This is a genomic window from Streptomyces sp. Tek67B01, assembly GCF_055231995.1.
Window position 1 is genome coordinate 4,968,901 of record NZ_JBUYUY010000001.1, and the last position, 21,044, is coordinate 4,989,944.

Consider the following 21,044-nt stretch of genomic DNA (forward strand, 5'->3'; position numbering starts at 1 on the left):
CGAACCGAAGGAGCCGCACCGTGCGCGCAGCGCTGCAGAGCGAGATCGGCCAGGACAAGCTGGAGGTCGTCGAGGACATGGAGGCCGTGGGCTTCGGCCCCGGCAAGGTCAAGATCCGCGTCAAGGCCACCGGCCTGTGCCACTCCGACCTGTCCGCGATGAGTGGCGTACTGCCGCAGCCCGCGCCCTTCATCCCCGGCCACGAGGGCTCGGGCGATGTCGTCGACGTCGGCGACGGGGTGACCACCCACAAGATCGGCGACCGGGTCCTCGTCTGCTGGCTGCCGCCGTGCGGGCACTGCCCCGCGTGCAAGCGCGGCCAGGGCCACCTGTGCCTGGAGTCCTTCTCGAACGTGGTCACCCCGAACTTCCGCCGCGCGGGCAGTGACATCTTCGGCTTCGCCGGCACCGGCACCTTCGCCGAGGAGATGGTGGTCCCCGCCGCGTGCGCCGTGCCGATACCCGACGACCTGCCCTACGACATCGCCGCCCTGATCGGCTGCGGTGTGACCACCGGGCTCGGCGCGGCGATCAACACGGCGAAGGTGGAGGCGGGTTCCTCCGTCGCGGTCATCGGCTGCGGCGGTGTCGGCATCTCCGTCATCCAGGGCGCCAAGGTGCAGGGCGCGGCGCAGATCATCGCCGTCGACCCGGTGGCCTCGCGCCGCGAGGCGGCGCTGCGGTTCGGGGCGACGGAGGCGGTCGCGCCGGACGCCTTCGGCGACGCCAAGAACCGGATCACCTCCGGGGAGGGCTTCGACTACGTCTTCGAGGTGGTCGGCAAGTCCGCGACGACGCAGACCGCGTACGAGATGACCCGGCGCGGCGGCTCCGTCGTGGTGGTCGGCGCGGGCGCGCTGGACGACAACTACTCGATCAACATGTTCTCGCTGTTCTTCGACGAGAAGAAGATCCTGCCCTCGATGTACGGGGGCGGTGACGTGCTCCGCTCCTACGAGCGCACCATCGCGCTGTGGCGGGCCGGTCGGGTGGACCTGGCGAGCCTGATCACACACCGCGTGCGGCTCGGGGAGATCAACGACGCCCTCGACCAGATGCGTACGGGCGTGGCCCTGCGCACCTGCATCGAACTCTGAACCCTGAGCCCGAGGAGAGGAACCCGGTAGATGTCACTGCCACATGAGCGGCCGCTTGAGGGGCTCGGCGCCATCGTCACCGGCGCGGGCCGCGGGCTCGGCCGGGCCGAGGCGATCGAGCTGGCGCGGCTGGGGGCGAGCGTGGTCGTCAACGACTTCGGGCAACCCGGCCGCGACGGTTCCGGGGAGGCGTCGGCGGCCCCGGCGCAGGAGGTGGCCGACGAGATCCGGGCCGCGGGCGGGCAGGCGGTGGCCCACCTCGGTGACGTGGCCGACTTCGCGCGGGCGCGCGAGCTGGTCGAGCTGGCGGTGGCGAGCTTCGGCAAGCTCGACATCCTGGTCAACAACGCGGGCATCCTGCGCGACCGGATGGTCTTCTCCATGTCGGAGGAGGAGTGGGACTCGGTGATACGTGTCCACCTCAAGGGCCACTTCAACACCACCCACTTCGCTTCCGCGCACTGGCGGGAGCGGTCCAAGGCGTCGGGCGGCCCGGTCTACGGCCGGATCGTGAACACCTCCTCCGAGGCGTTCCTCGGCGGCAGCGCCGGGCAGCCCAACTACGCGGCGGCCAAGGGCGGCATCGTGGGCCTGACCACCTCGACCGCCCTGGCCCTGGCCAAGTACGGGGTCACCGCCAACGCGATCTGCCCGCGCGCCCGCACCCGGATGACCGAGGACGTGTTCGCGGGCTTCCAGGAGCCGGAGGAGGGCAAGCTGGACGCCTTGGCCCCCGAGCACGTCTCCCCGCTGGTCGGCTACCTCGCCTCACCGGCCGCCGCGAAGGCCAACGGGCAGCTGTTCGTGGTGCACGGCGGGATCGTGGCGGTGATGGAACGCCCCAAGGTCGCCGCGAAGTTCGACACCTCCAAGGAGGCGTTCACCTTCGAGGAACTCGACGGGCTCCTCACCCCCCACTACGACTCCCGTCCCCCGAACGAGACCTTCGCGGCGGCGGAGGTCCTGGGCCTCAAACACGATTAGCCCGACGAGCCCGACGAGCGCGACCGGCGGACCCCGGCCGCGCCGGGCTCAGTTCAGCGGGGCCTGCTGGAGCGGGACCGGTCGTGCGGCCGTGGGCGCGGTGATCCGGACCGGGGGCGGCGGGGCCGCCGGCTGGGTCAGCGTGACGACCCCACACGGCACCTGCGCGGTGGCGTAGGGCAGGCGCAGCACCCCCTGCGGGGTCCACAGGCCCGTACCCAGCCACCCCGCCGGCGCGGAGATCCGAAAGACGCGCCGGTCGGCCGGACGCCACAGCGCGATGCCCTCGGGCACCCGCAGCGCCACCCCGCAGCTTTCCGGCATCAGCACCTGCCCCGGCTGCACCGCGAAGGGCACCGCGTCCGCCGCCCGCAGGCACTCCGGGAAACGGACCGGCCGCTCGCTGCCCAGCACCCCCCAGCCCAATCGGGGTTCACCGGGCGCGTCGGAGCGGATCAGCAGCAGCCCGCTGTCGGGCTCGGCCAGCAGCAGCCGGTCGTCGCTGTCGTCCGCGATCTGGAGCAGCGGGGTCACCTGCCCGTCCCGGGCCAGGTCGACGGCCACCGCCTTGGTGCGGCCGTCCAGCTCGCGGTCCAGCGCCAGCAGTCGGCCGGCCCGGTCCAGCCAGACGCCGCCCGAGCAGCGCCCGGGGACCCGGGCCGCCCGCCGGGGGCCGCCGGGGGCACCGGCGACCTGCCAGAGCACCGTCTCCTCGGCGCCCACCGCGAGGGCGAAGGCGCCGTGTCCGTCCGGGGACGGCGGCAGCAGGAAGATCCGTACGTCCTGCGCGTCCGGCTCGATCGAACCCAGCGGCAGTTCGCCGGTGCGCGGCCCGACGCCGGCGCCGCCCGTCGGGTACAGCAGCGCGAAGGCGTGCAGGTGCGCGACCCGGCGGTGGATCAGTACCCGCCCGTCGGCCAGCGGCAGCACTTCGCTGTCCGCCTCCTCCGGCTGCGCGAGCGGCAGCGGCACCGCGTAGGGCTCGGGCCCGGCCAGGGTCCAGCGCTCCGGGTACCGGGCCTGGCCCTCCCCGGCCAGTCGCGCGGCGTACGCCCCGTCCGCCGCGATCGTGAACGCGGCAGCCGTCGTCATCTCGATGGCACAGACAGTCATCCGTGCGTCACCTCCGGTGAGGAAGCTAGTTTTCGCACTTCCTGCCGAACAACACGACCTTCCCCGCTTCACACATACGGGTGGCGGCGCGGCGGTTCAGGTGTGGCGCGGGGGGCGGTTGTGCTGTGGGCCGCCGGGTCCGCCGGCGCCGCGACCGGGGGCCGCCACGGACGGTAGCCTTGGCCCGTGCCCCGTCTCTGCGAAGTCATCGCCGCCCTCGACGCTCTCTGGCCCCCCGCGCGGGCCGAGCAGTGGGATGCCGTCGGCACCGTCTGCGGTGACCCCGACGCCGAAGTCACCCGGGTCCTGTTCGCGGTCGACCCCGTACAGGAGATCGTCGACGAAGCCGTCACTCTCGGCGCCGACCTGGTCGTCACCCACCACCCCCTCTACCTGCGGGGTACCACCACCGTCGAGGCGGGCACCTTCAAGGGCCGCGTCGTACACACGCTGATCAAGAACGACATCGCGCTGCACGTCGCCCACACCAACGCCGACACCGCCGACCCCGGTGTCTCCGACGCCCTCGCCGGCGCCCTGGACCTGCGCGTCACCGGCCCCCTCGTGCCCGACCCGACCGACCCCACGGGCCGCCGGGGCCTCGGCCGGATCTGCGAACTCGACCACCCCGAGACCCTGCGCGAGTTCGCCGCCCGCGCCGCCGCCCGCCTCCCGCACACCGCGCAGGGCATCCGCGCCGCCGGCGACCCCGACGCACCGATCCGTACCGTCGCCGTCAGCGGCGGCTCCGGGGACAGCCTGTTCGCGCAGGTCCGCGCCGCGGGCGTGGACGCCTTCCTCACCGCCGACCTGCGCCACCACCCCGCGTCCGAGGCCCGCGAGCAGAGCCCGCTCGCGCTCGTCGACGCCGCCCACTGGGCCACCGAGTGGCCCTGGTGCGAGCAGGCGGCCGCACAGCTCGACGCGATCTCCGAGCGCCACGGCTGGGGTCTGCGTACCCACGTCTCGCGCATCGTCACCGACCCCTGGACGGCGCACGCGCCGTCCGTCACCTCCTCTACCAACCCTGGAGCCCCCAACTGAACGCCGAGCCCGCCGACCAGATCCGACTTCTCGACGTCCAGGCCCTGGACGTCCGGCTGTCTCAGCTCGCCCACAAGCGCAAGTCGCTGCCCGAGCACGCCGAGGTCGACTCCCTGACCAAGGACCTCACCCAGCAGCGGGACCTGCTCGTCGCCGCCCAGACGCAGGCCAGCGACGCCGCGCGGGAGCAGACCAAGGCGGAACAGGACGTCGACCAGGTCCGCCAGCGCGCGGCCCGCGACCAGGCGCGACTGGACTCCGGCACGGGCGTCTCCGCCCGGGACCTGGCCAACCTCCAGAGCGAGGTCGTCTCCCTCGCCAAGCGGCAGGGCGACCTGGAGGACGTGGTCCTGGAGGTCATGGAGCGCTTGGAGGCCGCGCAGGCGCGCGTCACCGAGCTGACCGAGCGGGTCTCCGGCCTGGAGGCCGAGCTCGCGGACGCCACCGCGCGCCGCGACGCCGCCACCGCCGAGATCGACGCCGAGGTCGCGGGCATCACCAAGGACCGCGAGGTCATCGTCGCCTCCATGCCCGAGGCACTGATGGCCCTGTACGAGAAGATCCGCGTCAAGCAGGGCGGCGTCGGCGCCGCGCGCCTGTACCAGCGCCGTTGCGAGGGCTGCCGCCTGGAGCTCGACATGGCCGAGGTCAACGAGATCAAGGCCGCCGCCCGCGACCAGGTCGTCCGTCACGACAACTGCGGCCGCATCCTGGTCCGTACGGCGGACTCGGGCATCTGATGTCGCCGCTTGTCCGGTTCGTCGTGGAGGCGGACGGCGGGTCCCGGGGCAACCCGGGGCCCGCCGGCTACGGCGCGGTGGTCCTCGACCCGGCCACCGGCGAGACGCTGGCCGAGCGCGCCGAGTACATCGGCGTCGCGACGAACAACGTGGCCGAGTACAAGGGGCTCATCGCCGGGCTGAAGGCCGCCCGCGAACTGGCCCCCGACGCGTGGGTCCTCGTACGGATGGACTCCAAGCTGGTCGTCGAGCAGATGTCGGGCCGCTGGAAGATCAAGCACCCGGACATGAAGCCGCTGGCCACCGAGGCGGCCACGATCCTGCCGCGCGCGCAGGTGACGTACGAGTGGATCCCGCGCGAGCGCAACAAGCACGCCGACCGGCTCGCCAACGAGGCCATGGACGCGGGCAAGCGCGGCCGGCAGTGGGAGCCGTCGGCCTCCTCCGCCGCCCTGGACACCTCGGCGGCGCGCGCCCTGGCGACCCCGCCGCCCGCGGGCCCTCCCGGCGACGCCACGGCCGGGGCGGCCGCCGTCCGCGCGGCCCTCGCCGCCTCCTCCGTTGCGTCCGCACCCGCCGCGGGGGTCGAACAGGCCGCGGACACCCTCTTCGCGGAGCCCGGCCCCGCGACGGCGGCGCCGTCGGCCGGATGGGGTCCCGACATGGGTACCCCGGCCACCTTCGTCCTGCTGCGCCACGGCGAGACGGCGCTGACCCCGCAGAAGCGCTTCTCCGGCAGCGGCGGCACCGACCCCGAACTGTCCCCGGCCGGTCGCCGCCAGGCCGCCGCGGTGGCCGCGGCGCTCGCCGCGCGGGGCACCGTCGAGGCCGTCGTCAGCTCCCCGCTGCGCCGCTGCCGGGAGACCGCGCAGGCGGTCGCCGACCGACTGGGCCTGCCCGTCGTGGTCGAAGAGGGCCTGCGCGAGACGGACTTCGGCGCCTGGGAGGGGCTCACCTTCGCGGAGGTGCGGGAGCGGTTCCCGGACGACCTCCAGGCGTGGCTGGACTCCTCGAAGGCGTCCCCCTCGGGCGGCGGCGAGAGCTTCACCGCCGTCACCCGCCGGGTGTCCGCCGCCCGCGACCGCCTGCTGGCCGCGTACGCGGGCCGTACCGTGCTGGTGGTCACGCACGTGACCCCGGTCAAGACGCTGGTGCGCCTCGCGCTCGGCGCGCCCCCGGAGTCCCTGTTCAAGATGGAACTGTCGGCCGCCTCCCTCTCGGCGGTGGCCTACTACGCCGACGGCAACGCCTCGGTCCGCCTGCTGAACGACACCTCGCACCTGCGTTGACGCCCACGCGTCGAAGCCCCCGCCACGGGGTGGCGGGGGCTTCGACGTCGGCGTGAGGACAGACGAGCCGGCCTGTACGCCGGGTTCTGTCGCCCGGAGACCTCGCGGTCGCCGGGGAGACGGCCATCCATCTAGGACCGGCGTTGCCACCGGCCTCGTGCGGTCTACCCGCGAACTCGGGCGGGCAGCCCTCGAACGTTCGCGCAGGGCCGTCCGAGAACGACCCCTCTTGACCTTGCTCCGGGTGGGGTTTACCTAGCCGCCTGAGTCACCTCAGGCGCTGGTGGTCTCTTACACCACCGTTTCACCCTTACCGAGGGCCGAAGCCCCCGGCGGTCTGTTTTCTGTGGCACTGTCCCGCGGGTCACCCCGGGTGGGCGTTACCCACCACCCTGCCCTGTGGAGCCCGGACGTTCCTCGGCGGGACCCGCAGGTCCCGACGCGGCCGTCCGGCCGACTCGTCTGTCGTGTCGACCATGCTACCGGCTGTGCCGTCGCGGCTTGACCTGCCCGGGTACGGGGACCTAGGCGGGAGCGAAGAGGATCTTCGCCGTGCCGGGGTCGGCCCGGGTCAGGCGGACCCGGATGCGTTCGCCCAGCGGCAGCTCCGCCGCCGGGGACTCGACGCGGCCGACCACCGCCGGGTCCTCCAGATGGACCGTGCCGACCCGCGGCTCGTGATCCTTGACGTCGATCACCGTAGCCTCGAAGGTCTCGCCGACCCGGTCCTTGAGCAGGGCGGCTTCCACCAGGTCCACGCACTCCCGCTCGGCCGTGTTGGCCAACCGGGTGCCCTCCTCCATCTCCCGCGGCAGCGCGCCCAGCGCGGCGACGGCCCACTGCGGCGGCTCGACCCCGGCCGACGCCGCCAGGCACAGCTCGCCGGCGTACCGGTCGACGAGCCTGCGCAGCGGTGCGGTGCAGTGTGCGTACGGGGCGGCCACGGCGGCGTGCAGGAGTGGATCGGGGGTCTGTCCGCCGGTGAAGGACGTGTACCCGGCGCCGCGCAGCAGGGTCGTGCACTCCTGGAGGAAGGCGGCGTGGTCGGGCCGGCACGGGTCGAGTGAGCGGACGAGTTCCGCGTACGGGACGTGATGGGGCCAGTCGATCCGCAGGGCCTTCGCCACGCGCCGGAGCCGGCCCACCGCGCCGTCGGGGGCGCTGGGGAGGGTGCGCAGGATTCCGGTCCCGGCGGCGAGCATGAGGTCCGCGGCGGCCATGCCGGTCATCAGGGAGATCTGGGCGTTCCAGCCGTCCGCGGGGAGCGGGGCCCGGTAGGTGAGGGAGTACGAGCCGTCCTGCTCGACGACCTCCTGCTCGGGCACGCCCAGCGAGATGCCGCCGCGCTCCGCCTCCAGGGCCTCGCGGAGCGTCCCGATGACCTTGAGCAGTGCCACGGTCTCCTCGGCAGTGCCCGAGTCGATGGCCTTCTGGACGCCGGCGTAGTCGAGTTTGGCCCGGCTGCGGACCAGGGCCCGGCGTACCTCGGTGGTCTCCACCCGGCCGTCGGCGTCCAGGTCCAGCCGCCACACGAGCGCGGGGCGCGTCCGGTCGGGCAGCAGGCTGGCCGCCCCCTCCGAGAGCGCGACCGGGTGCAGCGGGACCTTCTCGTCGGGGAAGTAGAAGGTGGTGACCCGGCGGTGTGCTTCGGTGTCGAGGGCTCCGCCGGGGGTGACGAACGCGGCGACGTCGGCGATCGCGTAGTGCACGCGATAACCGCCGGAGGGACGTTTCGCCAGGTGCATGGCCTGGTCGAGGTCGACGGATTCGGGCGGGTCGACGGTGAAGAAGGGGATGCCGGTCACGTCGGTCGGGGGCTGGCGTGGGTGCGCGGCTGCCTGTTCGGCCTCGGCGAGCACGGCGGTGGGGAACTGCGCCGGCACGCCCAGCCTGGTGCGCAGTTCGCGCAGCGCGGTCCGCAGAGCAGCCCCGTCTGCGCCGGTCATGTGCAGATGACGGCGTGGCATGGACCGAGCCTAGGGGGGACGGGGCCGGGCTGCCCGTCGAGCCCACCGCGCGATCCCACCGCGTACCGGCCGCCGTGCCGCCGTCGAGCCCACGGTGTGGACGCGTCGAGCCGCCTGCGCCGCGCCGTTTACGCTGGGCGCCGGGGCCGCACCCCCGCGCCGTGTCGTACCGAAGGAGAACCACCGTGCTCGTGCTGCTGCCGCCCTCCGAGGGAAAGGCCGCCGGGGGCTCCGGCGCACCGCTGGACCCGGGGGCGCTGTCCTTGCCGGGCCTGGCCGGGGCGCGGGCGGCCGTGCTGGACGAGCTGGTCGAGCTGTGCGCGGGCGACGAGGTGAAGGCGCGCGAGGTGCTCGGCCTGAGCGAGGGGCTGCGCGGCGAGGTCGCCAAGAACGCCGGGCTGCGGTCGGCGGTCGCGCGGCCCGCCGGGGAGATCTACACCGGAGTCCTGTACGACGCCCTCGACCTGGCCGGTCTTCCCGACCACGCGCGGGCGAGGGCCGAGCAGTCGCTGCTGGTGTTCTCCGGGCTGTGGGGCGCGGTGCGGATCACGGACGCGATCCCCTCCTACCGGTGCTCGATGGGCGTCAAACTGCCGGGGCTGGGAGCGCTCGGGGCGTACTGGCGGGCGCCGATGGCGGAGGTCATGCCCGAGGCGGCCGGGGAGGGTCTCGTCCTGGACCTGCGCTCTTCCGCGTACGCGTCCGCCTGGAAGCCGAAGGGCGAGGTCGCGGGGCGCACCGCGACCGTGCGGGTGCTGCACTCGCAGATGGTCGACGGGGTGGAGAAGCGGTCGGTGGTGAGCCACTTCAACAAGGCGACGAAGGGCCGGCTGGTCCGGGACCTGCTGCTGGCGGGCGCGCTCCCGGGCAGCCCCGCGGAGCTGGTGGAGGCGCTGCGGGAGCTGGGGTACGTGGTGGAGGCGCAGGAGCCGGGCAAGCCGGCGAAGGCGTGGTCGCTGGACGTGGTGGTGACCCAGATCCACTGAGCCGGATGCCTGCGTCCCGCCGGCCGACCCACATCCCGCGCTACCACAGGCGGTCGCTTGGTCCCGGGTACAGGGGGATGCGGGCGCCCGTGAACAGCGCGCGGGTGGCCTGCGGGTGCGGGGTGAAGAAGGCCGCGAGGACGGACTTGTCGAAGCCCGGCCGGTCGCTGGGCAGCGGATCGTCCGGGGTGCCGCCGAGCAGGACCGTGCCGGCTAGGCGCTCGAAGCCGGCCGCCTCGTAGAACGGGGTCAGCTCCCGGTCGCAGCTGAAGAGGGCCAGGTCCACGCCGGGGTCGGCGGCCAGCGCCTCCCGGGCGGCCGTCACCAGGCGGCTCCCCAGACCCCGCCCGCGCAGGTCCGGCCGGGTCACCACCGAGCTGAGCCCGGCCGCGCGGTAGGCGGCGCCGCCGAGCCGGATCTCCTTGTGCAGCAGCGTCAGGCAGGCCGCCACCGCCCCCTGCCCGGCCCCTTCCCACAGGAGCACGGTGCGCGGGGCCAGAGCCGGGTCGTGGCCCGACCCGGCGCCGGGCCAGGCCGCCGCCTCCAGCGCCCCCACCTGCGCGGCGAGCGAGGCCGGAAGTACCTCGTACACGCCGATCACGCGGTAGCGCCCGTCACTCGGCCACGCCTCACGCGATGGCCACCGCGGCGCCGCCCACCCGCACCCGGGCGTCGCCCGGCCGCAGTTCCACCGTCAGCACCCCGGGCCGGCCCATGTCCTCACCCTGGAGCAGGGTCAGCGTCGCGCCCTCCGGGACGAGCCCGAGCTCGCGCGCGTACGCCCCGAACGCGGCGGCCGCCGCCCCGGTGGCCGGGTCCTCGACGACGCCGCCGACCGGGAAGGGGTCGCGTACGTGGAACAACTCCGGGCCCTCCCGGTACACCAACTGGACCGTGGTGAGGTCCAGGCGGCGCATCAGCGCCTCCAGCCGGGCGAAGTCGTAGTCCAGGTCGGCGAGGCGGGCACGGGTGGCGGCGCCGAGCACGAGGTGGCGCGCCCCGGCGTAGGCGACGCGCGGCGGGAAGGCCGCGTCGAGGTCGCCGGCCGGCCAGTCCAGGGCGGCCAGCGCCTCCGCCAGGTCCTCGGGGGACACGGCCTCGGTGTGCGGCTCGACGCTGGTCAGGACGGCCCGCAAGCCTCCGTCGGCCTCCGTCACCAAGACCGGTACCGTCCCCGCGGGGGTCGCGAAGACGAGTTCGCCCGGACCGATCCGCTCGCCCAGCGCCACGGCGGTGGCGACGGTGGCGTGCCCGCAGAAGGAGACCTCCGCCTTCGGGCTGAAGAACCGCAGGGTGAAGCCCCGTCCGGGCTCGGCGTCCAGGTCCCGGGGCGGGGCGGTCAGGAACGCGGTCTCGCTGTAGCCCAGCTCCGCCGCGATCGCGAGCATCGCCGCGGCGTCCAGCGCGCTCGCGTCGAGCACGACCCCGGCGGGGTTGCCGCCCGCCGGGTCGGTGGAGAAGGCGGTGTAGCGCAGTACCGGGTCCGGGTCCGTCGTATCAGTCATGATCAGCCCAACTCCCGGGACGGCGGCTGTCATTCCCGGCCGCTCAGCCCCGCCCGATGTACGGCATGGCCGTCGCCATCACCGTCGCGAACTGTACGTTCGCCTCCAGCGGCAGCTCGGCCATGTGCACCACCGTGCGCGCGACGTCGGCCGCGTCCATCACCGGCTCCACGGCCAGCTGCCCGTTGGCCTGGAGGATGCCGCTCTGCATCCGCTCCGTCATCTCGGTCGCCGCGTTGCCGATGTCGATCTGTCCGCACGCGATCCGGTACGGGCGGCCGTCCAGCGACAGGGACTTCGTCAGGCCCGTCATCGCGTGCTTGGTGGCGGTATAGGCGACGGAGTTCGGGCGCGGCACGTGCGCCGAGATGGAGCCGTTGTTGATGATCCGGCCCCCTTGCGGGTCCTGCGCCTTCATCAGGCGGAAGGCGGCCTGCGCGCAGAGGAAGGAGCCGGTCAGGTTGACGTCCACGACCGAGCGCCAGGCCTCGTACGTGATGTCCTCCAGCGGTACGCCGCCCGGGCCGAAGGTACCGGCGTTGTTGAAGAGCAGGTCGAGCCGCCCGTACCGCGCGCGGACGGCCTCGAAGAGGGCGTTCACCTCGCCCGGGTCGCTCACGTCCGCCGGCACGCACAGCACGTCGGCGTCGTTCCCGGCCGCCTTGGCGGTGTCCTCCAGGGGTTGCGGACGGCGTCCGGCCACTGCCACCGACCAGCCGGCTTCCGCGAGGGCGAGGGCGACGGAGCGGCCGATGCCGGAGCCGGCCCCGGTCACCACGGCGATCTTATTCCCAGGTGCGTTCATGGGGCCGCAGAGTACGTCACACCGGACATTCGCCCGGCGGCGTTCCGACAGCTGAGAGCATGGGTCGGTCAGGGGTGCGAAAACATACGAAGAGAGTGGAGTCCCGCATGTCGGAGAGAGCCCCCGGGACGGCCCGCGAGCGGAAGCCGTCGTCCGTCGCCCAGAGCTCTCCTCCCACGGCGCGCCGGACCGGCCTGCTCGTCACCTTCATACTCGGCGGCCTGACCGCACTGCCCCCGCTGTCGATGGACATGTACCTGCCCGCGCTGCCGCAGGTCACCTCCGCCCTGCACAGCCCGGCCGCCACGGTCCAGTTGACCCTCACCTCCTGCCTCGCCGGCATGGCACTGGGCCAGCTCGTCATCGGCCCGATGAGCGACAAGTGGGGCCGCCGCCGGCCCCTGCTGACCGGCATGATCGTCTACGTGCTGGCCACCGCCGTCTGCGCGCTCGCCCCCACCACCGAACTGCTCGTCGGCTTCCGGCTGGCCCAGGGCCTGGCGGGCTCGGCGGCGATCGTCATCGCCCGCGCCGTCGTGCGCGACCTCTACGACGGGGTCGAGATGGCCCGGTTCTTCTCCACCTTGATGCTCATCTCCGGCGCCGCCCCGATCATCGCCCCGCTCATCGGGGGCCAGTTGCTGCGCTTCGCCGACTGGCGCGGGGTCTTCGTCGTCCTCACCGCCGTCGGCACGGCCCTGACCCTGGTGGTGTGGCGCCGGCTCGACGAGACGCTGCCGCCCGAGCGGCGTCACACCGGGGGCGTGGGCGCCGCCCTGCGGACGATGCGCGGGCTCCTCGGCGACCGCGTCTTCGCCGGGTACACCCTGGCCGGCGGCTTCGCGTTCGCGGTGCTCTTCTCGTACATCTCCGCCTCGCCGTTCGTGGTGCAGGAGATCTACGGGGCCTCACCGCAGGAGTTCAGCCTGCTGTTCGGGTTGAACTCGGTCGGCCTGATAGCGGTCGGCCAGATCAACGGCAAGCTGCTGGTGGGCCGGGTCAGCCTGGACAAGGTGCTGGGCGCCGGGCTCGCGGTGATCACCGCGGACTCCGTCGCGCTGCTGCTGATGGCGGGCGGGGTGTTCGGGAAGGTAGGGCTGCTGCCGATGGCGGCCGGGCTGTTCGTGCTGATGTCCGCGATGGGCGTGCTGATGCCGAACACCAACGCGCAGGCACTGATGCGCACCCCGCACGCCGCCGGATCGGCGTCCGCCTTGCTCGGCACCTCCTCGTTCCTGGTCGGCGCGGTCGCCTCGCCGCTGGTCGGGATCGCGGGGGAGGACACCGCGGTGCCGATGGCCCTGGTCCAGCTCGTCTGCGCGCTGCTGTCGGCGGCCTGCTTCCTGGGGCTGTGTCGTCCGTGGCAGACCCGGGAGCCGATGGCGGCGGCCGGGGCGTAGCGGGCGCCGGGGCGCGGCGGGCGGTGCACCACGGCAGGGGCACGGCGGCCGGTACACCGCGGCCGGGACACGGCCCGCGCCCGGCGCCGTAAACTTCCCAGGTGAACGCCTCCGCCGCCCTTCCCGCTTCCGGTCCCACCACCGCCGAGACACTGCGCTCCGCGCTCGGCGGGCTGCTCGACGGGCTCCCGCCGAAGCAGGCCTCGGCCGCCGTCGAGCGGCTGATCGCCAACTACCGGGGCACGACACCCACCGACGCGCCGCTGCTGCGCGACCGCTCGGACGTGGCGGCGTACGCGGCCTACCGGATGCCCGCCACCTTCGAAGCCGTACGCTCCGCCCTGGACGCCCTGGCGGAGGCCGCCCCGCGGTGGACGCCGGGCTCGCACGTCGACGTGGGCGGCGGCACCGGCGCCGCCACCTGGGCGGTGGACGCCACCTGGGACGGCCCCCGCACCACGACGGTGCTGGACTGGGCCGAGCCGGCGCTGGCCCTGGGCCGGGAACTGGCCGCCCGCTCCACCTCGCCCGTGCTGCGCGCGGCCGAGTGGCGCCGGGCCGTCATCGGCGCCGGGATCGCCCTCCCCGAGGCCGACCTGGTGACCGTGTCGTACGTACTCGGCGAAGTCACCCCCGACGCCCGCCGGGCGGTCGTCGCCGAGGCGGCCCGGGCCGGCCGGGCGGTGGTACTGATCGAGCCGGGCACCCCCGAGGGTTACCTGCGCATCCGCGAGGCCCGTGAGCAGCTGATCGAGGCCGGGCTGACGGTGGCCGCGCCCTGCCCGCACGACGCGGCCTGCCCGATCGAGATCGGCCGGGACTGGTGCCACTTCTCGGCGCGGGTCAGCCGTTCCTCGTTGCACCGGCAGGTCAAGGGCGGATCCCTGCCCTACGAGGACGAGAAGTTCAGCTACGTGGCCGCGACGCGTTTCCCCGTGGAGCCGGCCGCCTCCCGGATCACGCGCAGGCCGCAGATCCGGAAGGGGCTGGTCCTGCTGGACCTGTGCGGTCCGCCGCAGGACGGCCTGACCCGGGCCACCGTGACCAAGCGCCACGGTGACCTCTACAAGGCGGCGCGGGACGCCGACTGGGGCCAGGAGTGGCCGCCCGCTGAGCGCCCCGCCCCCTGAGCGCCCCGCCGGCGCCGGGTCAGGGCCCCGTCAGGGCCGCAGCTCCTGGGTGCAGCACTTGACGCTGCCGCCGCCCTTGAGCAGCTCGCCCAGGTCCATCGGGATCGGCTCGAAGCCCCGCTCGCGCAGGGGTGCGAGCAGGCCCGCGGCGGCCTGTGGGAGCAGCACGTGCAGGCCGTCGGAGACGGAGTTCAGGCCGAAGGCCGCCGCGTCCTCGGCGTCCACGATCAGGGCGTCGGGGAACAGTCGCCGAAGGACGGCCTGGCTGCCGGGCGAGAAGGCCTGCGGGTGGTACATGATCTCGTCGCCGTCGAGTACGCACAGGGCCGTGTCGAGGTGGTAGAAGCGCGGGTCCACCAGGTCGAGGCCGATGACGGGGCGGCCGAAGAACTCCTGCGCCTCGTCGTGGGAGAGCGGACTGGAGCGGTACCCCCGGCCCGCCAGGATGTAGGTGGCGGTGACGGCGAAGTCGCCCTCGCCCTCGTTGATGTGGGACGGCTCGTGGATGTCCCGGAAGCCGTGGGTCCGGAACCACTCCAGGTGGATCTCCGCCTCGGCGGAGCGTTCCGGGTAGGCGAAGCGGGCCCCGAGCACGCGGCCGTCGATGACCAGGGCGCCGTTCGCCGCGTAGACCATGTCGGGCAGAGCGGGGTCGGGGACGAGGGTCTCGACGGTGTGGCCGAGTGAGCGGTAGCGGTCCCTCAGGTCTTCCCACTGGGCTTGTGCGAGGGGCAGGTCCACCGGTTTCGCGGGGTCCATCCACGGGTTGATGGAGTACGTGACCTTGAAGTGCGCGGGTGGGCACATCAGGTAGCGCCGGGGTGTGGCGTCTCTGCGCAAAGAAGGCTCCTCACGACTGACTCGCGGTGCGTGTGCTGTGCGTGTGCAGAGAATCGTCTCTCCTCAACGGGGACCGCGCAGTGAACTGATTGGGTGGTTTATCGGAATGACCAGAACCGGAAGACGATCCGTCTCGCATTGATACGTTGTGGGCATGAGCAGGACCGCCCACGCCAAGACGTCCGGGACCGACGCGCCCCACGCGAAGTCACCCGAGGCCAAGGCGCCCGATCCGACCCGCCGCAGCGACCGGTCCCGGCGGGCCATCCTGGACGCCGCGCTCGCGCTCGTCGGGGAGGTCGGCTACGACAAACTGACCATCGAGGCCATCGCCGCCCGCGCGGGGGTCGGCAAGCAGACCATCTACCGCTGGTGGCCCTCGAAGGCGTCCGTGCTGCTCGACGCCTCCCTCGCGTCGGCCGGGGGCGCGTCGACGGGGGAGGGCGGCCCCGGGCTCCCGGACACCGGCGACCTGGCCGCCGACTTGAAGCAGGTGCTCCGCGCCACGGTGGACGAGTTCAACGACCCCGCCCATGACGCCCCCCTGCGCGCCTTGACCGCCGCCGGGGCGACCGACCCGGAGCTCGGCGCCCGCTTCACCGAGCGGCTGCTGACCCCCCAGCTCGCCCTGTACGAGGACCGGTTGCGCGGTGCGCGGGCGGCCGGGCAGCTGGCGGACGGAGCGGACCCCCGACTGATGACGGAGATGCTGCTCGGCCCCCTGACGTACCGCTGGCTCCTGCGGACGGCCCCGCTGACGCACGCGTTCACGGACGCCCTGGTCGACGCCGTGTTGGGCGGCGCCGTGCCCGCCGGGGCCCCGACCCCGGCATCCGCGTGACCGAGAACATATGGCCGAATTCAGCGGTTTTGGGTGGGCCCGATCCGGGGGCGCGGTCACCCGGCGCCCCGGAGGGTGGGACCATGGGGAGGTCCGCCGGGGGCAACGGTGAGGTGAGGGGATAGATGGGGTCCGAGTCCGGCCGCGTCAAACGCGGCGAGCAGAGCAGGATTTCCCAGTGGCTGCGCCGCCGCGCGAAACCGGCTCCCGAAGACCCGGGCAGGGAACGCGAGGCCCTCCTCCTGGCGGTCGCCGCCGCCGGCCTCCCGATCGCCCCCGCCGCCCACCCGGCCGGCTACCGATGCTCCTGCGACCGCATCGGCTGTCCCACGCCCGCGCGGCACCCCCTCTCCTTCGCCTGGCAGACCCAGGCGACCACCGACCGCGCGCAGATCGAGCGGTGGGCGGGCGACCAGCCCCAGGCCAACTTCATCACCGCCACCGGCATGGTGCACGACGTCTTGGACGTCCCGCTCGAAGCCGGACGCGACGCCCTGAGCCGCCTGCTGGCGGCCGGCGTGGACGTCGGCCCGGTGGCCGAGTCCGGCGGTACCGGTGACCAGGCCCGCATGCTGTTCTTCACGGCGACCCGGGGGACGCCGGAGGACGAGGACGAGTGGTGGCCCTGCGAGCTGGACTGCCACCCCGAGACCATGGACGAACACCCGGGCCTGCGCTGGCACTGCCGGGGCAGCTACGTCCTCGTCCCGCCGGCCTCCCTCCCGGGCGGCCAGACCGTCGCCTGGCTGCGCGGCATCGACCACCCGCTGCCGGACCCGCTGACGCTGCTCGAAACCCTGACCGACGCCTGCGCGCAGTACGCGGGAACCTCCGAGCAGACCCCCGCCGCCGTGGCCTGGCCGCTGGGCCGCTGACGGCGCAAACGAAGACGGGCCGGACGACTGCTGTCGTCCGGCCCGTCCTTTCGTCTACGCCACGGGGGCGGTCGTCGTCAGCCCTGCGCGTTCGTGGCGGGGGCACCCGCCGGCTGCCGCTCCGCGGGCTTGCCCTGGCCGCCCCGGCCCTTGACGGCCGCCGGTGCCAGGAACAGGGTGAGAACCGCGAGCAGGTACAGCACCCACACCACCAGCTGGAGCACGGTCGGGTCCGGCTGGAAGTTGAGGGTTCCCTTCAGCAGGGTCCCGTACCAGCTGTCCGGCGCGATCGTGTCGCTGATGTCGAAGGCCTTCGTCAGGATGCCGGGCAGGAATCCGGCCTCCTGGAGGTCGTGGACGCCGTACGCGAGAACGCCCGCGGCGACCACGACCAGCATGCCGCCGGTCCAGGTGAAGAACTTGGCGAGGTTGATGCTCAGGGCTCCCCGGTAGAACAGCCAGCCCAGCAACACCGAAGTGCCGATGCCCAGCAGTACGCCGGCCAGCGGGCCCGCGCCGTCACCGGCCGCCTTCACCGAGCGCCACACGAACAGGGAGGTCTCCAGGCCCTCGCGGCCCACCGCGAGGAACGCCGTCGTCACCAGCGCGCCGGTGCCCATCGCGAGCGCCGCGTCCAGCTTCCCGTGGAGCTCGGTCTTCAGATGGCGCGCGGTGCGCTTCATCCAGAAGACCATCCAGGTCACCAGGCCGACCGCGATGACCGACAGGGACCCGCCGATCGCCTCCTGCGCCTCGAACGTCAACTGCTCGGTGCCGAATTCGAGCGCGGCGCCGAAGCCGAGGCTGACGGCGGCCGCCAGGCCGACGCCGAGCCACAGCGGCCCGAGCTTGTCCTTGTGGCCGGTCTTCACCAGGTAGGCGATGAGGATGCAGACGACGAGGCTGGCCTCCAGCCCCTCGCGCAGACCGATCAGATAGTTGCTGAACACGTGGTTCCTCCTACGCGGCTACGGGTCTACGCGAACAGCGTCCGGCCCCACCAGTCGTCCTTGTCGCGGACGCCCGGCGGGACGGCGAAGACGGCCGAACCCACGTGCTGGATGTATTCGTTGAGCGCGTCGTTCTTCGACAGGTTGCGCTGGACCGGGATGAATCCCTTGCGGACGTCCCGCTGGTAGGCGAGGAAGAACAGGCCCGCTTCGAGGCGGCCCAGCCCGTCCGTGCCGTCGGTGAAGGAGTAGCCGCGGCGCAGGATCGTCGCACCGCTGTTGCTGTCCGGGTGGGCGAGACGGACGTGCGCCGAGGGCTTCATGGCCTTCAGGAAGGGCTCGTCGCGTTCCTTGGACTTGCCGACGGGGGCGCCCTCGCCCTTGTCGCGGCCGAAGACGTCCTCCTGCTCCTGGAGGGAGGTGCGGTCCCAGGTCTCGATGTGCATCCGGATGCGGCGGGCGACCAGGTACGAGCCTCCGGCCATCCACGCGCTGCCGTCGGAGGCGGCCGCCCAGACGTGCTCGTCCAGCGCCGCCCGGTCGGTGCCCGAGACGTTCCGGGTGCCGTCCTTGAAGCCCATCATGTTGCGCGGGGTCTGCGCGTCGGGCGTGGTGGAGGAGGTCTTGCCGAAGCCGAGCTGCGACCAGCGGACCGCCGTCTTGCCGAAGCCGATGCGGGCCAGCTGGCGGATGGCGTGCACGGCGACCTGGGGGTCGTCCGCGCAGGCCTGGACGCACAGGTCGCCACCGGAGCGGGCCGGGTCCAGGTTGTCGCCGGGGAACTGCTCCAGGTCCACGAGGGCCTCGGGGCGCTTGTCCTCCAGCCCGAAGCGGTCCTTGGCGAACAGGCCGGGGCCGAAACCGATGGTCAGGGTGAGCCGGGAGGCCTTGAGGCCCAGCGCCTCGCCCGTGTCGTCCGGCGGGGCCTGCGGGAGGCCGCCGTAGCCGCCCTCGCCGACGGGGTGACCGGCCGTCATCAGCCGGGCCGCCTCCGTCCAGTCCTTCAGGAGCTGGATCAGCTCCCCGCGGTCCTTGGTCTTCACGTCGAAGGCCGCGAAGTGCAGGCGGTCCTGGACGGCGGTGGCGATACCGGCCTGGTGCTCGCCGTGGAACGGCACGGCCGCCCCGGTCGAGGCCGCGGGCACCACGTCCGAGCCGCCGCCGAACGCCGCGACCGCACCTCCGGCCGCGGCGGCGCCCAGCGCCAGCCCGGCCCCGCCCCAGCCGAGCAGGGCGCGCCGTGAGGGCGCCGTGGCCCCTTCCCGCGCGTCGTCTTGCTCTTCCACCGTCACCGACTCCGAGTCAGTCATCCCGTGCCTCCCGCCTGCTCCGCTGTTCCCGACCGTTACTTCGCGACCGCCGCAGCCAGCTTGGAGAGCGGCTCGGCCAGCGCGTTCACGGCGTCCGAGAGCTCCTTGCGCTCCGCGTCGCCGACCTTGTCGTAGGAGGTGAAGTCGTAGCCGTTCTTGTCCGCGCGGTGCTTGTCGAGCAGCGTGTTCAGCGAGGCGAACTGGGTGTCGAGCGTCTTGACGAGCCCCGCGTCGTTCTTCGCGGCGACCGGCTTGAGCAGCTCGTACGCCTTCTGCGCGCCCTCGACGTTGCCCTTGAAGTCGATCAGGTCGGTGTGGCTGTAGCGCTCTTCCTCACCCGTCACCTTGCCGGTGGCGACCTCGTCGAGGAGCTCCTTGGCTCCGTTGGCCATCGAGGTCGGGGTGATTTCCGCCGTGCCGATCCTCTTCTGCCAGTCGGTCACGTCGGTCATCAGGGTGTCGGCGAGCTTCTTCTCCTCGTCGCCGATCTTGTTGTCGGCCCACAGGGACTTCTCCAGGCGGTGCCAGCCGGTCCAGTCCTTCGCGGGGTCCTGGCCCGCCTCCAGGCCGTCCTCCCGGACGTCGATCTTCGGGTCGATGTCACCGAAGGACTCGGCGACCGGCTCGGTGCGCTCCCAGCCGATGCGGGAGACGGCGTAGGCCTTCTTCGCGGCCTCGACGTCGCCGGCCTTCACCGCGTCCACGAAGGCCTTGGTGGTGGGCAGGGACTCGTCGGCCTGCGCCTGCACGTACTTGCGGTACTCGGCGACGGCGGTGTCCAACTCGGGGCTGCGCTTGGCCGCGGCACCGCCGGTGGCCTTGACCTTCTGGCGGATGCCGTCGCCCTTCATGCCGGGCTTGCAGTTGACCTCGTAGTCGCCGGCCTTGATCTCGGCGGTGATGGTGGCCTTCGTGCCGGGGCCGATGTTCTCGCGCTCGGCGACGATGCGGTCGTCCGGGAAGAGGACGTAGACCTCGGTGACCTTCGAGCCCTTGTTCTCGACCTCGATGGTCACCTTGCCCGCCGGGAACTCCTTCTTGGAGATGTCGCAGGCGCTGTCGGAGGCGGCCACCTGGATCGTGCCCTCGGCGCCCGCCGCGCTCTTCTCGGCGCAGCCGGTGACGGCGGTGAGCGCGGCCACTGCGGCGGCCGCGGTGACGACGGTGAGGCGGGCGGGGCGCATACGGGCTCCTGGCGGGTCTGGCGTTCGGCAGAAGGCCGCCCCGTCGGGTGGCGGGCGGCCGGGTGAGGCGGACCTAACTTAACCGAGGCTTACCTGACCTCGGACCGCGCGTCCAGTGATTCGGCGCACACCGGTCCCCGTCGGACACGAGAGCGTCACGCCCCTCCCGCAATCGCGTAAAGGGAAGGTCAAGCAGGAGCAAATCGAGGTGCCCGTGCTTGAATGCCGGGGTGAATGATCTCGACGTGCTCTCCGTCTTCTGCGCGGGCGACGGCCGTCACGGCAACCTGCTCGGCGTCGTGCGCGACGGCCGTAGCTGCCCCGACGACGCCTCCCGCCAGGCCTTGGCGGCGGAGCTCGGATACAGCGAGACGGTCTTCGTCGACGACCCCGAACGGGGGATCGTGGACATCCGCACCCCCGGCACCCGGATGGACTTCGCGGGCCACCCCCTGGTCGGGGTCGCCTGGCTGCTCGACATCGAGGAGCTCCGGCCGCCGGCAGGCTCGGTGTGGGCCCGTGACGACGGGGAGTTCACCTGGATCACCGCCCGCCCCGAATGGGTCGCGGGCAAGCGCACCGAGCGGTACGCGAGCGCCGCGGAGGTGGAGGCGTTGCCCGCGCCGCCGCCGGGCGAGGGCTGGCTCTACGCCTGGGCCTGGGAGGACGAGGCCGCCGGACGCATCAGGGCCCGCGGCTTCCCGCGCCGCCCGGACGGGGCGATCACCGAGGACGAGGCCACCGGCTCGGCGGCGATCCTGCTGACGGCCGAACTGAACCGGGCCCTGAACATCACCCAGGGCGCGGGCTCCCAAATCCTCACCGCCCCCGCCCCGGACGGCACGATCGAGATCGGCGGCCGCGTCCGCTTCGCGCGCCCCGAGCTCTGACCGGGTCCGCCTCCCGCCACGCCGGCCCCGCCGGGCCGGCGGCCCGGACCGGCGGGCGGCGGCCTGGCCCCGTGACGGCCTCGTATGACGCCGC

Annotated in this window: 20 protein-coding genes and 1 other RNA gene; 11 read left to right on the top strand and 10 right to left on the bottom strand. The window is 73.2% G+C overall.

Annotated features, from left to right (window positions below):
• Positions 1-20 precede the first annotated feature (20 nt).
• Positions 21-1,097 carry an alcohol dehydrogenase catalytic domain-containing protein gene (locus ACV7NM_RS22325; RefSeq protein WP_463411930.1) on the top strand — a complete coding sequence of 359 codons (1,077 nt, stop codon included), beginning with the start codon at positions 21-23 and terminating at the stop codon, positions 1,095-1,097.
• Between the two features lie 30 nt (positions 1,098-1,127).
• Entirely contained in the window at positions 1,128-2,081 is a 954-nt protein-coding gene (locus ACV7NM_RS22330) for a 3-oxoacyl-ACP reductase (RefSeq protein WP_463411931.1), read from the top strand.
• Positions 2,082-2,129: 48 nt separating this feature from the next.
• Here the strand turns inward: ACV7NM_RS22330 and ACV7NM_RS22335 are convergent, their stop codons facing one another.
• Positions 2,130-3,194: a hypothetical protein gene (locus ACV7NM_RS22335; RefSeq protein ID WP_463411932.1), complete on the bottom strand. Its 1,065-nt coding sequence runs from the start codon at positions 3,192-3,194 to the stop codon at positions 2,130-2,132.
• 186 nt (positions 3,195-3,380) lie between these two features.
• On the opposite strand from ACV7NM_RS22335, the gene ACV7NM_RS22340 reads away from it, so the two are divergent.
• Genes ACV7NM_RS22340 through ACV7NM_RS22350 form a run of 3 tightly spaced genes read left to right on the top strand, consistent with a single transcriptional unit; the run spans position 3,381 to position 6,267 of the window.
• A complete protein-coding gene (locus ACV7NM_RS22340) occupies positions 3,381-4,238 on the top strand; it encodes a Nif3-like dinuclear metal center hexameric protein (RefSeq protein ID WP_463411933.1) in 858 nt (285 codons plus the stop codon).
• Positions 4,235-4,978 (top strand): zinc ribbon domain-containing protein, encoded by a 744-nt coding sequence (locus tag ACV7NM_RS22345; RefSeq protein WP_463414028.1) that lies wholly within the window; start codon positions 4,235-4,237, stop codon positions 4,976-4,978. The genes ACV7NM_RS22340 and ACV7NM_RS22345 overlap by 4 nt, the downstream gene beginning before the upstream one ends.
• Positions 4,978-6,267 (top strand): bifunctional RNase H/acid phosphatase, encoded by a 1,290-nt coding sequence (locus ACV7NM_RS22350; protein ID WP_463411934.1) that lies wholly within the window; start codon positions 4,978-4,980, stop codon positions 6,265-6,267. The genes ACV7NM_RS22345 and ACV7NM_RS22350 overlap by 1 nt, the downstream gene beginning before the upstream one ends.
• 59 nt (positions 6,268-6,326) lie before the next feature.
• Here the strand turns inward: ACV7NM_RS22350 and rnpB are convergent.
• Positions 6,327-6,728, bottom strand: an RNA gene (gene rnpB / locus ACV7NM_RS22355) — RNase P RNA component class A.
• Positions 6,729-6,791: 63 nt separating this feature from the next.
• The gene (locus tag ACV7NM_RS22360) at positions 6,792-8,234 is read right to left on the bottom strand and encodes an RNB domain-containing ribonuclease (RefSeq protein WP_463411935.1); all 1,443 of its coding nucleotides are present in this window, start codon (positions 8,232-8,234) and stop codon (positions 6,792-6,794) included.
• Between the two features lie 185 nt (positions 8,235-8,419).
• On the opposite strand from ACV7NM_RS22360, the gene yaaA reads away from it, so the two are divergent.
• Positions 8,420-9,220 (top strand): peroxide stress protein YaaA, encoded by an 801-nt coding sequence (gene yaaA / locus ACV7NM_RS22365; RefSeq protein ID WP_463411936.1) that lies wholly within the window; start codon positions 8,420-8,422, stop codon positions 9,218-9,220.
• Positions 9,221-9,260: 40 nt separating this feature from the next.
• Here yaaA and ACV7NM_RS22370 read toward each other — a convergent pair whose 3' ends face one another.
• From ACV7NM_RS22370 to ACV7NM_RS22380, 3 genes are read right to left on the bottom strand one after another with little or no spacing between them, the layout of a single operon-like run.
• Positions 9,261-9,812 (bottom strand): GNAT family N-acetyltransferase, encoded by a 552-nt coding sequence (locus tag ACV7NM_RS22370; RefSeq protein WP_463411937.1) that lies wholly within the window; start codon positions 9,810-9,812, stop codon positions 9,261-9,263.
• Positions 9,813-9,849: 37 nt separating this feature from the next.
• Entirely contained in the window at positions 9,850-10,725 is an 876-nt protein-coding gene (locus ACV7NM_RS22375; protein ID WP_463411938.1) for a PhzF family phenazine biosynthesis isomerase, read from the bottom strand.
• 43 nt (positions 10,726-10,768) lie between these two features.
• On the bottom strand, positions 10,769-11,530 hold the full coding sequence (locus ACV7NM_RS22380; protein WP_463411939.1) for an SDR family oxidoreductase: 762 nt from the start codon (positions 11,528-11,530) through the stop codon (positions 10,769-10,771).
• A 107-nt stretch (positions 11,531-11,637) separates the two neighbouring features.
• Here ACV7NM_RS22380 and ACV7NM_RS22385 point away from each other — a divergent pair, with 107 nt between their 5' ends.
• On the top strand, positions 11,638-12,930 hold the full coding sequence (locus ACV7NM_RS22385) for a multidrug effflux MFS transporter (RefSeq protein ID WP_463411940.1): 1,293 nt from the start codon (positions 11,638-11,640) through the stop codon (positions 12,928-12,930).
• A gap of 101 nt (positions 12,931-13,031) precedes the next feature.
• Positions 13,032-14,060 (top strand): small ribosomal subunit Rsm22 family protein, encoded by a 1,029-nt coding sequence (locus tag ACV7NM_RS22390; RefSeq protein ID WP_463411941.1) that lies wholly within the window; start codon positions 13,032-13,034, stop codon positions 14,058-14,060.
• A gap of 30 nt (positions 14,061-14,090) precedes the next feature.
• On the opposite strand, the gene ddaH is transcribed toward ACV7NM_RS22390, so the two are convergent.
• Complete coding sequence (gene ddaH, locus ACV7NM_RS22395; RefSeq protein WP_463414029.1) at positions 14,091-14,954, bottom strand: dimethylargininase; 864 nt, start codon at positions 14,952-14,954, stop codon at positions 14,091-14,093.
• 100 nt (positions 14,955-15,054) lie between these two features.
• Between ddaH and ACV7NM_RS22400 the strand changes: the two genes are divergently transcribed.
• Together ACV7NM_RS22400 and ACV7NM_RS22405 are read left to right on the top strand one after the other, a co-directional pair.
• Positions 15,055-15,741: a TetR/AcrR family transcriptional regulator gene (locus ACV7NM_RS22400; RefSeq protein WP_463411942.1), complete on the top strand. Its 687-nt coding sequence runs from the start codon at positions 15,055-15,057 to the stop codon at positions 15,739-15,741.
• A gap of 125 nt (positions 15,742-15,866) precedes the next feature.
• A complete protein-coding gene (locus tag ACV7NM_RS22405) occupies positions 15,867-16,616 on the top strand; it encodes a bifunctional DNA primase/polymerase (RefSeq protein WP_463411943.1) in 750 nt (249 codons plus the stop codon).
• Positions 16,617-16,693: 77 nt separating this feature from the next.
• Here the strand turns inward: ACV7NM_RS22405 and efeU are convergent, their stop codons facing one another.
• The 3 genes from efeU to efeO are packed head-to-tail and all read right to left on the bottom strand — an operon-like array spanning position 16,694 to position 20,060.
• On the bottom strand, positions 16,694-17,566 hold the full coding sequence (gene efeU / locus ACV7NM_RS22410; RefSeq protein WP_463411944.1) for an iron uptake transporter permease EfeU: 873 nt from the start codon (positions 17,564-17,566) through the stop codon (positions 16,694-16,696).
• Positions 17,567-17,592: 26 nt separating this feature from the next.
• Complete coding sequence (gene efeB / locus ACV7NM_RS22415; protein WP_463411945.1) at positions 17,593-18,876, bottom strand: iron uptake transporter deferrochelatase/peroxidase subunit; 1,284 nt, start codon at positions 18,874-18,876, stop codon at positions 17,593-17,595.
• 35 nt (positions 18,877-18,911) lie between these two features.
• Entirely contained in the window at positions 18,912-20,060 is a 1,149-nt protein-coding gene (gene efeO / locus ACV7NM_RS22420) for an iron uptake system protein EfeO (protein ID WP_463411946.1), read from the bottom strand.
• 230 nt (positions 20,061-20,290) lie between these two features.
• Between efeO and ACV7NM_RS22425 the strand changes: the two genes are divergently transcribed.
• Positions 20,291-20,950 (top strand): PhzF family phenazine biosynthesis protein, encoded by a 660-nt coding sequence (locus tag ACV7NM_RS22425; RefSeq protein WP_463411947.1) that lies wholly within the window; start codon positions 20,291-20,293, stop codon positions 20,948-20,950.
• Positions 20,951-21,044: the final 94 nt, after the last annotated feature.